15 protein-coding genes and 1 riboswitch are annotated in these 13,294 nt (G+C 66.5%); of the genes, 10 read left to right on the top strand and 5 right to left on the bottom strand.

The genetic code is table 11. The features are described from left to right. The first annotated feature begins 583 nt into the window (after positions 1–583). A complete protein-coding gene (locus FOE78_RS18395; protein WP_168207582.1) occupies positions 584–1,084 on the top strand; it encodes an NUDIX hydrolase in 501 nt (166 codons plus the stop codon). Between the two features lie 114 nt (positions 1,085–1,198). Here the strand turns inward: FOE78_RS18395 and FOE78_RS18390 are convergent, their stop codons facing one another. Then, positions 1,199–1,885: an SAM-dependent methyltransferase gene (locus FOE78_RS18390; RefSeq protein WP_143988923.1), complete on the bottom strand. Its 687-nt coding sequence runs from the start codon at positions 1,883–1,885 to the stop codon at positions 1,199–1,201. A 403-nt stretch (positions 1,886–2,288) separates the two neighbouring features. Then, a complete protein-coding gene (locus FOE78_RS18385) occupies positions 2,289–3,152 on the bottom strand; it encodes a hypothetical protein (protein WP_143987573.1) in 864 nt (287 codons plus the stop codon). A 128-nt stretch (positions 3,153–3,280) separates the two neighbouring features. After that, positions 3,281–3,391, top strand: a riboswitch (SAM riboswitch). Between the two features lie 325 nt (positions 3,392–3,716). Here FOE78_RS18385 and FOE78_RS18380 point away from each other — a divergent pair. The 5 genes from FOE78_RS18380 (at position 3,717) to FOE78_RS18360 (ending at position 6,771) form a co-directional block, all read left to right on the top strand. Next, positions 3,717–4,592 (top strand): DUF1684 domain-containing protein, encoded by an 876-nt coding sequence (locus FOE78_RS18380; protein WP_168207581.1) that lies wholly within the window; start codon positions 3,717–3,719, stop codon positions 4,590–4,592. Between the two features lie 2 nt (positions 4,593–4,594). Next, positions 4,595–5,143 carry a flavin reductase family protein gene (locus FOE78_RS18375; RefSeq protein WP_228265887.1) on the top strand — a complete coding sequence of 183 codons (549 nt, stop codon included), beginning with the start codon at positions 4,595–4,597 and terminating at the stop codon, positions 5,141–5,143. Positions 5,144–5,240: 97 nt separating this feature from the next. Beyond that, positions 5,241–5,939 (top strand): thiamine phosphate synthase, encoded by a 699-nt coding sequence (locus tag FOE78_RS18370; RefSeq protein ID WP_143987571.1) that lies wholly within the window; start codon positions 5,241–5,243, stop codon positions 5,937–5,939. Positions 5,940–6,016: 77 nt separating this feature from the next. Next, positions 6,017–6,400: a ribonuclease domain-containing protein gene (locus tag FOE78_RS18365; protein ID WP_143987570.1), complete on the top strand. Its 384-nt coding sequence runs from the start codon at positions 6,017–6,019 to the stop codon at positions 6,398–6,400. Next, entirely contained in the window at positions 6,397–6,771 is a 375-nt protein-coding gene (locus FOE78_RS18360) for a barstar family protein (RefSeq protein WP_143987569.1), read from the top strand. Before FOE78_RS18365 ends, FOE78_RS18360 begins: the two co-directional genes overlap by 4 nt. Here the strand turns inward: FOE78_RS18360 and FOE78_RS18355 are convergent, their stop codons facing one another. Next, positions 6,772–7,860 carry a LacI family DNA-binding transcriptional regulator gene (locus FOE78_RS18355; protein WP_228265886.1) on the bottom strand — a complete coding sequence of 363 codons (1,089 nt, stop codon included), beginning with the start codon at positions 7,858–7,860 and terminating at the stop codon, positions 6,772–6,774. Positions 7,861–7,992: 132 nt separating this feature from the next. Between FOE78_RS18355 and FOE78_RS18350 the strand changes: the two genes are divergently transcribed. Genes FOE78_RS18350 through FOE78_RS18340 form a run of 3 tightly spaced genes read left to right on the top strand, consistent with a single transcriptional unit; the run spans position 7,993 to position 11,152 of the window. Continuing rightward, complete coding sequence (locus FOE78_RS18350; protein ID WP_228265885.1) at positions 7,993–9,138, top strand: Gfo/Idh/MocA family protein; 1,146 nt, start codon at positions 7,993–7,995, stop codon at positions 9,136–9,138. Beyond that, entirely contained in the window at positions 9,135–10,319 is a 1,185-nt protein-coding gene (locus FOE78_RS18345; RefSeq protein ID WP_143987568.1) for a dihydrodipicolinate synthase family protein, read from the top strand. Before FOE78_RS18350 ends, FOE78_RS18345 begins: the two co-directional genes overlap by 4 nt. Beyond that, a complete protein-coding gene (locus FOE78_RS18340) occupies positions 10,316–11,152 on the top strand; it encodes a sugar phosphate isomerase/epimerase family protein (protein ID WP_143987567.1) in 837 nt (278 codons plus the stop codon). Before FOE78_RS18345 ends, FOE78_RS18340 begins: the two co-directional genes overlap by 4 nt. Before the next feature lie 137 nt (positions 11,153–11,289). On the opposite strand, the gene FOE78_RS18335 is transcribed toward FOE78_RS18340, so the two are convergent. Further along, positions 11,290–11,766, bottom strand: coding sequence for an SRPBCC family protein (locus FOE78_RS18335; protein ID WP_143987566.1), 477 nt, complete (start codon positions 11,764–11,766; stop codon positions 11,290–11,292). Next, positions 11,759–12,094: an ArsR/SmtB family transcription factor gene (locus tag FOE78_RS18330; RefSeq protein WP_143987565.1), complete on the bottom strand. Its 336-nt coding sequence runs from the start codon at positions 12,092–12,094 to the stop codon at positions 11,759–11,761. The genes FOE78_RS18335 and FOE78_RS18330 overlap by 8 nt, the downstream gene beginning before the upstream one ends. 86 nt (positions 12,095–12,180) lie before the next feature. Between FOE78_RS18330 and FOE78_RS18325 the strand changes: the two genes are divergently transcribed. Next, positions 12,181–13,293, top strand: coding sequence for a DUF4185 domain-containing protein (locus tag FOE78_RS18325; protein ID WP_228265884.1), 1,113 nt, complete (start codon positions 12,181–12,183; stop codon positions 13,291–13,293). Position 13,294: the final 1 nt, after the last annotated feature.

Below are 13,294 nucleotides of genomic sequence, written 5' to 3'. Positions count from 1 at the left end.
ACTCAGACAATCGCTAGTCTTCCAAGCAGGACAGGCACTTCCGTGTTTCAACCCACGGTCACAACACCAAGATCACGAAATATCGAGGCTAGAGGCGACAGCACTCCGCACCTGCCCGGTCGACCATCCGGCTCCGGGGCAGGGGTAACGGGGTGTGTTGTCGGGTGCACGCGAATTCCAGTCGCGGGGAGCATCGCGCGTCTGGGACGGTGTTGGGGTGTCAACGACTGACCTTATGCCTGGGGTGATCCTTCGGGGATGATCGACCCTGATGAAGTCGGCGCTACGGCGATAGTGGATCGGCCGCTCGGGAACGGCACGGGCGCGGCTTCAGGAGACCTCCGTTTGGTCACGGTCAACCGCGGTGATGGTCTGGCGCTGCAGCTGGTCCGAAAGACGTTTCGGCCGCTACGCTCAGGCCCGCATGCCAAGCACTCGCGCCGGCGAGATCACTGGGCCTACTGGCGTCGGGAGCTGACCGCTTACGAGTCCGGGATTCTTCCGGCCGGCCCAGGATCAAGTCTGAAGCCGCCGGTCGGGCTATCGATCGCGCATCGGACGCCAGCCTGGTTGACTGCCCTTCGTGCGCGGCTACGTGGGAAGCATCGTGTTCTTGGCAGAAGCAGTCCTTCTGGTACGGGATCACGACTTCTTCACCCATCAGCCGCTGTGGACGTTGCCGAGCGGTGGCATTGAGGAGGGCGAGACGCCGGCAATTGCGGCGGCGCGCGAGTTGGTCGAGGAGTCCGGCTGCACGCTCGACCCAGCGCAGTTCCAGCTGATCGCGACGTCAGAGGTCCGGCGCGGCGGCGTTCAGCTGTCACAGAGTTGGAACTTCACCGCCACGACGACCGATCCACACCTTGAACCGGCTGACCCCGACGGCACCGTCGATGATGCGCAATGGTTCGAAGTCGACCGAGCCGTCGAACTGCTCGCCCTGCATCGTTACGATCCAATCCGCGAGCCGGCGATCAGATTCCTCAACGGGGAGCGTGGCTTGCACTGGACGTTCGAACTCACCGATGACACGAGCGATCAGCCGGTATTTCGGTGGCATCCGCCGCGGCTCTTTCGTCGGTAGACCGTTACAGAGTTGCCGGGGAATTCGTCACGGTGCTGAGTCCCTTCGCCGATCAACACCGGTTGCGCCACGGCGAACTGGCGGCGGAGTCACCGGTCTGAGCGCACGGCGTTATCACCGGGGCGGCTTCCGACCGGTCACGTGGACCAGTCCAAGTGCCGGCGGATCGCCACCGAGCTGTTGATAGGCCGCGATCACGCTGCGCATCTCGGGGTTGCCGTCGACCGCACGTTCCCAGCGCAGCCACAGATCCAGGCTGTCCTGCGGTACCCAGGCTCGGACGTCGATCAGCTTGCCAGTCAACGCGGTGTGCTTGGCCCACCAGTCGGCCGGATGCCAGCTCAACACCTCGAACGCGGCGAGGTCGACGAGCGCCGGAAGCGGGTCGCTGATGTACGGGTCTTCGCGCAGCGACGGGGTTGCGAAGGCCAGCACACCGCCGGGCTTGAGTGCGCGAACCAGACGTGGCAGGAAGTGCACGTCGGTCCCGAAGTACTCCCAGGCGTCGAGGCTAACGACAGCGTCGTACTCGCTTTCGGGAAGCTCGAGCGTGCGAATGTCGCCCTGCAGCGGCCTGACGAGCTGACCGACGCCCGCATCCCGATACGTCTGGGCGGCTTCGTCGGTGGCGATCCACAAGTCGAGCGCATCCACTCTGACCCCAGCTTCGCGGGCGAGGAACACTGCCGTGGCGCCGCGGCCGGTGCCGACGTCGAGCACCTTTTGTCCCGGCTTCAGATCGAGATCGGTCCAGAGTTCTTCCAGCTGCCACAACGGATTGGGTCCCATGTCGAGCGACATCACCCACTCCGGATCGTAGGTCGATGATCTTGGGTACCGATCCGGCAACGACAACAGCTCGGGTTGCAAGCCTGCCTCCGTGCTCGAGTTATGCGAACTCCGCTGCCCGGGTCAACGTGCTCCGGGCGGCCTGATCACCTGCACCGTGTCAGCCTTCTGCGGATAAGGCCAGCGACTTTCCAATTCCGAGAACGACCTTTGCCCTGAGGTGGGGAGATCGGCGGGCTAGAGGGGACTTGCCCGGCGACGTGTTCGAAACCCTGCGATTGAGGCGCCAGGTTGCGGATATCAGCTGCTGGGCGCCAAATTGCTCGACTGGCGCCTCAATATCAGGGTCTCGGGCGAGACCGGGCCCCGGTATGGGTGCGTAACCTCCTGCAACTCTGCTCGGAAGGCGTCGCGTTCAGTGTCGGAGGGTGGCCAGGGCGTCGACGTTGCGCTCGACCTCGCTCCGCCACCACGGCTCGTACCGCCGGGCAGGCAGAAGCGCCCACCACAGCAGTGAGGACCAGCCGAGCAGTTGAGTGCGGATCTGGTCGATCCGCTCTGCGTCCTCAATCGGCAGCCCGAGACGATGTCGTTGGTCGGCGAGGACGGCGATCAGGTCTGGTGTCTCGGGCACGCCCGAGGTCAACTGGGCGTATGCGGCGTCCCAGGCCCAATGTGCGTTGCGCGGGATCGGATCGATCAGCCGCCATGGACCCGCCGTGGTCGCGGAGACGGCGTTCCAGAAGTGGACGTCACCGTGGCCGATCGTGTGGCCGCCCCATGAACGAAGCCATTGATCATCGGCGTCGATTCGCGTGAGGACAGCCGCCGCCGCTCCGGGACAGTCGGCTTCGATCGCCTTCCGGGTGTAGGTCGTGACGAACTCGGCGTCGATCGGGTAGGTGGGCAGTGACACATCGGCGGCAACCTGCTGAAACCGGGCAGCGCAGCGCATCACGCCCAGGACGTCTTCGAGCCGATCGGACCTCGCTCGGAGGGGGAGATCTTCGAGGAGTAGCCACTGCTGGTTGTTCTCTGCGAATGTGCCGGTGGCGAGGACGCGGGCGACGATGTCGACGGCGCGAGCACTGATGGCCGGCATCCATACGGCTTCGAGTTCTCCGGGCCCGACCTTGAGGTAACACGAAGCGTCGGAGCTGATCAGCCGTCCTCGGAACAGGCGCGCCTGATCCGGTGGATCCGGGCGAAGATCACGTACGAGCCGGCCGAGTTCGCGATCGCGGAGGACGACAGCCGCCTGCGTTGGCTCCGTGGTCACCGGATCAGACAAGCACATCCCGGCCGGATCAGCACTCGGATATCGACCGGTTGAATCACCGATGGGATCCTGCTCACATTCTGGACGAGGCGCTCAGCGTGCAGCCGGGGCTGAGGTAGCGTTCGGTGCGTCAAGAGCGCCAGTGTCAAGTCCCGGCTTGCTGGCCGGCAACCCTCCTCCGCGGCGGGGTGCCCCGGGTGGAGACATGGCCCGACTGGACCGCCGGGCAAGCGCGGACCCATCCCCAAGATCCGGGTCCCTGATGAGAGGACCGAGACACCTGGCGATTCAATTCCTATACATCCTAGTGAATCACTAGGGTATATCTGAGTTTGGAACCTGATCATGAGAGGACGACTCCCACGATGGCCCCGGAGGCAGGCACGGTCGACACCTAAGGGTCCGAGAACCATCCGACACGAGCCGACGTTTCCGCTGCTTGACCTACTGGACCGAACAGCACCTCAATCCCGGCGTGGCCGGCTCGGCGCCGATCACCGCGCAGGGCACTGGCACACCCGGCAGCAGCGCACCGCGCAACCACGTTGCAGAAGGAGCACAGTCATGACCGTCATCGATACCGGCCTAGTCGATCACGAACGGAGCTGGCATGAGCTGCGGGCCGAGCGCTTCCGCCAGCTGAGCCGTCCCGATTCGCCATTGGCCCAGACCGGGCTGTACTGGCTGACCGAGTCGCCGCTACGGTTTCCGGAGGTCCCCGGTCAGTGGTCGGTTCAGGATGATCAGCTTCTCGGGTACGCGGACGAGGGCGACAGTCTGCGCAGGCCGGTCAGTCAGGAGTTGATCACCGGCACCATCCGTCAGTCGGTGGGCGAGGCGGGGTCGGTGATCATTGCCGAATACGGCCGACTGGACGAGACCGCGAGACGGATCGAGTTGATCAAGCGGACCGCCAGTCTGGCCTTGCGGGTCTACGATCCACAGGCCGTGAGCCGGACCGCGTTCCGAGGCGTGCCAGCCTTTGCCTTCGATCCGGGCTGGGTGATCCGAGCCGAATTCCGCCGATTCGGCACGCCGCGGACGATCACCGTGGCGGGCGCTCAACCGGGCCTCCGGCATCGTCAGGAGGCGATCGGCGAGGTGTCGTTCCGCCGCGGTGGGGTCGAGCATCGGCTGACCGTGGTCACCGGCGCCCGGACCAGCATTCTGTTCTCCGACGTGACCAGCGGCGCCGAGACCGCACCCTGGCGGGTGTTGCCGGTAGTGGTCGGCGACGACGGCAGCGAGGTCGTGCTGGATTTCAACCAGGCGGTCGATCTCCCGTACGCATTCAACAACTTCGGCACCTGCCCGCAACCACTGGCCGAGAACCGGATGGACCTCGCGGTCACCGCCGGCGAGCAGGCACCGTACCCAGTTGATCTTGATCAGCCGGTATCGACGACATCGTTGGACTCGACGGCGGTGCATGCAGCATGAGGGTGTCCCAGATCAGCACCACCGCCGAACCGATGCTCGACGAAGAGATCAACCAGGTCACCGTCGACGACTTCAAGCAGATCTTCCGCCGCCATCCGGCCGGGGTGTCGGTGATCACGCTGCGCACCGGCGACGCCCGACCGGTCGGATTCTCCGCGACCTCGGTGATCTCGGTGGCCGCTGCGCCACCTTCCGTCGCCTTCTCGCTGGCCGCGACCTCGCGGTCCTGGCCGTCGGTGGCGCGCAGCGAGTCGCTGGTGATCAACTTCCTCACCGCCGACCAGGCAGACGCGTCGTTACGCTTCGCTGCCACCGACGTGGATCGCTTTGCCCACGGCGATTGGAGCGTGTTGGACACCGGTGAGCCGGTGCTCGACGGTGGACACAGCTGGTTGCGCGGCCAGGTCAATCGACGGATACCGGTCGGCCCGAGTTTCTTGATCATCGTCGACGTGCTGCAGACCGTGATCCGCAGTGAGGCGGCGCCGCTGGTCTATCACGATCGTCGGCACCACACCTTGACCGCGCGCGACGGGAGCGTCCGTGGCTGAGGTGGTGGCGGCACTCACGTCTTGGATCGTCGCCCGCGCCGGCGTGGTCGGCCGGCTGCTGGAAGGCTGGGTGCTCGCGCCCCGGTAAAGTATCCGGGTGAACGTGCTGATCGGCGTCGGAGCTCAGGTGAAGCTGGCCCGACTGATGCTGACCACCGACACGCGATCCGTACGGGGCGATCTCGGCCCCTTCCTGGAGGCGGCGGTGGCCGGCGGTGTTGATCTTGTCCAGATCCGCGAGCCGGGACTTGATCATGAAACCGAACTGGCTGCGCTGCGTACGGCCTGGGATGTGGCCGCCCGGCATCGGCATCTGGTGGTGGTCACCGACTCGGATCGACTGGCGACCGACTTCGGCGCCGACGTGGTCCAGCTGAGCAACCCGGGAGACAGCGCCGAATTGGCTGACTTCAAGGCTCGGCTGGGACGCTTCACCCGGCTCGGCGCCGAGGTGGCGACCGGAGCGGAGCTCCAGCGGCTGCTGGACGAGCCGGCGATCGACTATTTGCTGGTCGACGCCGCCGACGACTTCGCGCTCGCCGAGCAGGCGGCCGCGGCGGCCCCGGTTGCCGAGGTGGCTTCCAAGCCCTGGTTCGCGGTCGGCGAGTACGACGCCGCGCGGCTGGAGCAGGCGATCGCGGCCGGAGTCCGTCGGATCGCCGTCAGCCGCACCCTGACCGAGGCCGACGACCCTCGTACGGCCGCGCGCGAGCTGTCGCAACGGCTGCGCGAATTCTGGTCCGCCGACCCGGACCTCACCCGTCTCACCTTCGCCGCCCTGGCCGAACAGGCCTGAACGCCGTGACTTCCGCCGAGTTGTCAGCGGTAGAAGGCGCTGGAGCGCGCCCTGCCGCTGACAAGTCGGGGAGGGGTGTGCTGGTCGGGGTGCTGCTGTTGGTGTTGGTGCTGTTGTCGGGCTGCGGGGCGACCACGGCGGGCCATCCGACCTCCGGCGCGAGCGTCGATCCGGTGTCCGGGCTGCCGTACCTCGATCAAGATCAACTTCCGCCGCAGGCAAGGCAGACGATCAAGCTGATCGACGCCGGCGGGCCCTACCCGTACGACGAGGACGGTTCGGTCTTCGGCAATCGGGAAGGCATCCTGCCACAGGAGCCCAACGACTACTACCACGAGTACACGGTGCCGACGCCGGGCGAGAGCGATCGCGGTGCGCGCCGGATCGTCACCGGTGATCACGACACGATCTTCTACTACACCGATGATCACTACGACAGCTTCTCCAGGGTTCGCCGATGACCGGCGACGATCTCGAGTCGACCATCCGCCGGATTGCCTCCGGCGGAGTTGTCGAGGTGTCCGACAGCACGCAACTGGAGCAGCGGCTGCGTCTGGCCGGCTGGAACGTACGAGTCCTTGATCATTTCAGCGACCGGCAGGGCTTCTACCGCAACATCGCAAGCGGGCTTGACTTTCCGGCCTACTCCGGTCACAACTTGGACGCACTGTGGGACTCGCTGCGGGCGGTGCCGCCGAAGACCGCGGTGATCATCTTCTGGCAAGACTTCGCGGCCACCGACCCCGCCTACGCCGATCGGGCGCGCGCGGTACTGACCGACCGAACACAAGCAGGGCCCGAATTCGCCGTGATCTTGGACCAGCGAGGCTGATCACTTCCGCCGGGGTGTGCTCTCCCGGATGATCACCGAGCCGTCGACCGGCACCACCTCGCTGTCCGGGTCCTCGGTCAGTGCCAGCGTGACCGCGACCCGGCCGATCTGCTGCAGCGGAAGCGCGACCGTGGTCAGCGCGGGGGAGACGTCGCGCAGGGTCTCGATGTCGTCGAAGCCGGCGATTGCGATGTCCTGACCCAACTGCATTCCGGTGGTGCGGAAGTAGGCCATCGCCCCGACAGCCATCACGTCATTGACCGCGAACACCAACTCCACATCGGACAACTCACGCCGATGCAGTTCGGCCGCGGCCACAAAGCCGCCGTCACGGGTGAATTCGCCGTGCACGATCTTGCGTTCGGGGACCTGCACGCCGAGCTCGGTGCACCGGTCGACGAAGCCGCGGACTCGTTCCCGGGCGGTCAGCAGTCCATCCGGACCGGCCAGCACCGCCATCGACTCGTACCCCAGCCCGATCAGCTGCTCGGCCAGGTCGGCGGCTGCCTCCTCGTTGCGAATGGCCACCGTACGGAACGGCATCGTCGGCTGGGCGATCACGATCACCCGACCGCCGGCCTGCTCGTACGCGGTCAACTCGGCCTCGAGTTCCTCGGCGGCCCTCGGATCGGTACGGCGGCTGCCGACCAGCATCAGTGAGCGTGGCCGCATCCCGCGCAGCGCCCGGACCAGTTCGGCCTCTCGCTCCGGCCGCCGTTCGGTGATCGACATGGTGACCACCAGTCCCTCGTCCTCCGCCGCGCGCATCACACCGGAGGCGATCGAGGAGAAGTAGGGGTCGGCGATGTCGGAGACCACCAGCGCAACGGTGTTGCTGGTGCCGCGGGCCACCGCCTGGGCGGAATGGTTGGCCGAGTAGTTCAGCTTGCGGGCCGCCGCCAGCACCCGCTGGCGATACTCCTCGCGCACGGTTCGGGTGCTCCCGTTCAGCGACCGTGACGCGGTCGCCAGGGAGACGCCGGCCTCATGGGCCACGTCGCTCAGCGTCGCGCTTCGGCGCACCGGGGGATGACCGGGGCGTCCGGTCGTTGATCCGCCGGATCCGGCGGCATCGTCGGATTGGTTCACGGCACTACCCTAGACACGCGCTTTCCCTTCTGGCCACCGCCCAAAGTCGGAAAGTCATGATTGACGAACGCTCATTGCTCCGATTAGTGTGGCAAGCGCTTTCCATTTCTGAGCCTTAGAGAGTTGGTCACCGTGGCACACAATGAGGTCGGCATCATCGTCAACGGCGTCACCGGACGGATGGGTTACCGCCAGCATCTGGTCAGGTCGCTGCTGGCCATTCAGGCCGACGGCGGCGTCGAGTTGTCCGACGGCCGGCGGGTCGGCATCCGCCCGGTCCTGGTCGGTCGCAATGCCGAGAAGCTGGCCGAGATCGCCAAGCGGCATGAGATCGCCGAGTGGACCACCGACCTGGACGCCGCGCTGGCCGATCCCCGGATCGACATCTACTTCGACAGCCAGTTGACCAGCGCCCGGGTGCCGGCGGTCAAGAAGGCCATCGCGGCCGGCAAGAACATCTACGCCGAGAAGCCGATCGCCGAGACCTCCGAGGAGGCGCGGGATCTGATCGCGCTCGCCGAGGAAGCCGGGGTGAAGAACGGGGTGGTACACGACAAGCTCTACCTGCCCGGTCTGCGCAAGCTGCGTCGGCTGATCGACTCCGGCTTCTTCGGCCGGATCCTGTCGGTCCGTGGCGAGTTCGGCTACTGGGTCTTCGAGGGGGACTGGATCCCGTCCCAGCGGCCGAGCTGGAACTACCGCTCCGAGGACGGCGGCGGCATCGTTTCCGACATGTTCCCGCACTGGAATTACGTGCTGGAGGGTCTGTTCGGTCAGGTCCGTTCGGTGTACGCGCAGGCGGTAACCCACATCGACGAGCGGGTGGACGAGCAGGGCAAGCCGTACACCGCGACCGCCGACGACGCCGCCTATGCGGTGTTCGAACTGGAGGGCGGAGTGATCGCGCAGCTCAACTCCAGTTGGGATGTCCGGGTGCATCGCAACGAACTGGTCGAATTCCAGGTGGACGGCACCTTGGGCAGTGCGGTAGTCGGACTGTTCGGCGCCGAGATCCAGCCACGGACCGCGACCCCGCGACCGACCTGGAATCCGGACGTCAAAGATGATCATGACTACCTGGCCGACTGGCATCAGGTGCCGGAGACCACCCCGATGGGCAACGGCTTCCGGGCGCAGTGGGAGGACTTCATCCGGCACGTGCTGGACGACGGCCCGCACCCGTACGACTTCCGGTCCGGGGCACGCGGCGTCCGGCTGGCCGAGTTGGCGTTGCGGAGCTCGGCCGGCGGCAAGCGGATCGAGGTGCCGGCCGAATGACCGCCTTCTCGCTGCTTGATGATCATGGTCGACTGACCTCGTACGAGTCCGGAGCGGTCGAACCGCTGACCCGGCCGACCGGGCGGTTCAGGAGCCGGATCGCTTATGCGGCAGCACATGTGGTGCCGTACGCCTGGTCCGACAACGTGCCCGGCGCGCCGGCCGAGATCGACTGGGACGCCACCCTCGGCTTCCGTCGGCATCTGTGGTCCTGGGGGCTCGGCGTGGCCGACGCGATGGACACGGCGCAACGCAACATGGGTCTCGATGCCGCCGCGACCCGCGAGCTGATCGCCCGCAGTGCGGCCGAGGCGAGGACCGAGTCCGGCTTTGATGATCTTGCCGACGCCGTGGTGGTGGGTGTCAACACCGATCACCTCGACGAGCCGGAGATCAGCCTCGATCGGATCAAGGCCGGTTACCTTGATCAACTCGAATTCACCCAGCAGCAGGGCGCGGGTGTGGTGCTGATGGCCAGCCGGCATCTGGCCCGGACAGCGCAGTCACCACAGGACTACGTCGATGTCTACTCCGCGTTGCTGGAGCAGGCCGAGTCGCCGGTGATCCTGCACTGGCTGGGGGAGGCGTTCGATCCGCAGCTGGCCGGCTACTTCGGCAGCTCCGACGCCGCGGAGGCGAGCAAGATCGTCTTGCAGATCATCGGCGAACACGCCGACAAGGTCCGCGGGATCAAGATGAGCCTGCTGGATGCCAACGCCGAGATCGCTGTCAGGGCAGAGCTTCCGGACGGCGTCAGGCTGTTCACCGGCGACGATTTCAACTACGTCGGACTGATCGAGGGCGACGGCGAGCGACACTCCGATGCACTGCTGGGCGCCTTCGCCGCGGTCGGCCCGAACGCGTCCGCGGCGATCCAGGCGCTGGACGCCGGTGATCATGATCGGTATCGGTCCATCCTCGGGCCGACCGAGGCCCTGTCCCGGCAGATCTTCGCCGCGCCGACCTTCTACTACAAGACCGGTGTCGCCTTCCTGTCCTGGCTGAACGGCCACCAGCCCAGCCCGGCCATGATCGGCGGACTGCACAGCGCCCGCAGCCTGCCGCATCTGTCCGAGATCGTCCGACTCGCGGCCGAGGCTAACGCGCTGTCCGATCCCGATCTTGCTGCCGCTCGGTGGCACGGATTGCTGTCCCTGAACGGAATCGAGGCAGGACGGTGACGCACGGACGGTTCTCCCTCAACCAGGCGACGATCAAGTACGCGTCCCTGGCCGAGGCTTTGCAGGTGGCCGTTGACACCGGCTACGAGTCGATCGGGCTGTGGCGTGAGCCGGTCCAGGAGGTCGGGCTGGACAAGGCCGTCGAGCTGGTCACTGACTCCGGTCTGCGGGTCTCCAGCCTGTGCCGCGGCGGCTTCTTCACCGGCCAGCCGGGGCCGGTCCGCGACGCCGCGCTGGACGACAACCGGCGAGCCCTGGACGAGGCTCGTCGGCTCGGCACCGACACCCTGGTGCTCGTGGCCGGTGGGTTGCCCGAGGGTGATCGTGATCTTGCCGGAGCCCGGGAGCGGGTCCGCGACGCCATCGGTGAGCTCGCCGACGACGCCCGGGCAGCGGGTGTCCGGCTGGCGATCGAGCCGCTCCATCCCATGTATGCAGCGGATCGGGCCGTGATCAACACCCTTGGTCAGGCTCTTGACATCGCCGAGCAGTTCCCGGCCGAGGTGGCCGGCGTGGTGGTGGACACCTTCCACATCTGGTGGGATCCGCAGGTGCTGGAGCAGATCGCGCGCGCCGGCGCCGGTGGCCGGATCACCAGCTACCAGGTCTGCGACTGGATCACCCCGTTGCCGGCCGACAACCTGCTGTCCCGGGGCATCGTCGGTGACGGTCACATCGACTTCACGCCGATCACCCGGGCCGTGGTCGCGGCCGGCTACACGGGCGACATCGAGACCGAGGTCTTCCACGCCGACGTCTGGGCCCGGCCGTACGCGGAGGTGGCCGCCGAGGTCGCCGATCGCTACCACCGGCTGATCGAACCCGACCTCTGATCCCGCCGCCTCCTCGGCGTTCCCGCGCACCGTTGGCGCAGCCGCGCAGGTACGAACTTGCGCGGGAGCGCCGTGGGTGCGCGGGAAGAGTGCCCGGCGGCAGGGAAGTGCGCGGGAAGCGGTGACGGGCAGCGGAGTCAGCGGGTCAACTCGGCGAAGCGCTGGAGGTAGAGCGGCCAGCCGTTCGGAGCGGACACGCCTCGACCGACAGCCTGCCAGCCGTCGCCGTGCCGATCCAGGTTGCGATGCTCCAGCTCGACCCGGGTGCGGTCGGGCGTCTCGGCGACGAAGCGCACCTCGACCTCGCTGCAGCGGGCCGGATCGGACTCGAGTTGCCAGTTCGGTCCGATGTCCCAGCTGATCACGAACCGTGCCGGCGGCTCGAACGCGAGCACTCGGGCCCAACGGCATTCCGATCCGTCCTCGCCGCGGTCGTACACGTTGCCGCCGACGTGGCGTTCGAAGATCGTTTCGGCGATGGGGGAGTCGAGCAGGTTCTGCTCGCGCGGTTTGATCTTGTCGAACTGCTCGGTGAAGATCGCGAAGGCGCGATCGGCCGGGATGTCGACGACGACGTGATGCCGGATCGCCGGCTCGGTCGTGGTGTCAGTCATGATCGTTGTCCTTCCGCTGCGCGGCTTCGGCGTCCGCGAGTTGTTTGAAGTTGGCCAACGTGCTGGCCCAGAAACGGTCGAGATCGGCCCGCAGAGCGGCAATGCCCTCGGGCTTCACCCGGTAGACGCGACGGGCGCCGTCCGGCCGGAACCCGACCAGGTCCGCCTCCCGCAGCACCTTCAGGTGTTGGGAGATCGCCGGTTGGCTGATCGGCAGTTCCCCGGTGAGTTCGGCGACCGTACGCGGCCGCTCGACCAGGCGTTCGAAGATCTCCCGCCGCCTGGGATCGCCGAGGGCCGTCCACCCGTCGACCTGATAAGTGGTCACGAATCATAAGGTTGCACTTATGCACGTTGGTGTCAATCCCGTGTAGGTTCAGGTCTGACTTTCGGCCATCACGAAGGAGTGAGCCCGTGGACGCCACGCAGCCGTCAACACCAAGATCATCACGACTTTCTCGACGCCTCCTGATCGGCGGTGCCGCCGCCACCCTCGGCACCGGGATCGCGGCGCGACAGCTGACGCCGGCCGCCGCCGTTCCACCGGTGAAGGCGGACGGCATCACGATCAGCAAGATCACCGACATCACCGGCCCGGACCTGACCGGCCGATTCGGCTTGAGTTGGGTTGATCTCGGCATTCCGGTGCGCTGCCCGGACGGTCGAACGTTGTACGTGTTCGGGGACAGCTTCGGGCCGGCCTGGGGAGAGAACTGGCGATCGCCCACCGCAGCCTGGTCCCGTACTCGCGGCCTGCCGTCGGGCGTCCGTGTTGATCAGGCGGTCGGCGGCAACTGGGCCACCCAGTTGATCCCGTACCAGCACGGCGACGAGATCTCGACCATCATCCCGTCGGATCTGATCACCATCGGCGACACGATCTACCTGCAGGCGGTGGTCAACCAGGGCTTCGGCAACGTGATCTGGAGCGGGATCTGGACCTCCACCGACAACGGGGCGACCTGGCAGGATTCGGGTGCGCGTTTCCCCGGCGCGGCGCACAACCAGATGTGGCAGCTCTTCACCTGGGCGCTCGGGTCGGACGGCTGGGTTTACGTGTATTCGGCGAAGTTCCTCCGAGCGAGCCCGATGATCTTGCATCGGGTGCGGCCCGAGCGGTTGACCGATCCCGACGCGTACGAACCGTGGGGAGTCGCCGGCGGTCGGTGGCAATGGGGCGCCGGCCCGGACCCGGTGACGGACGGCATCATCGGCGAGATGTCGCTACGACAGTTGGGAGATCGTTGGGTCTTCACCTGGTTCAATCCGGACCAGTATCGGATCGACGCGATGGTTCTTGATCATCCGAGCCAGGACCTGCGGCAGACCGAATCCGTCACCCTGCTGCACGGCACCAGCTGGGACGCGCAGGACACCAACCACGTGGCCCAGCTCTACGGCAGCTACGTCATCCCCGGTTCCCGGTTGGACGACCTGCACCTGACCGTGAGCCAGTGGAACACCAGCGACAACAGCGTTTATCACGTCTCGCAGTACCGATTCCGCGGTCTCGGCCGCTGGTTGTAAA

Source organism: Microlunatus elymi (genome assembly GCF_007362775.1).
Taxonomy (GTDB): Bacteria; Actinomycetota; Actinomycetes; order Propionibacteriales; family Propionibacteriaceae; genus Microlunatus; species Microlunatus elymi.
The sequence above is the reverse complement of the archived record's forward strand: the minus strand, read 5'-3'. Positions and strand labels throughout refer to the sequence as shown.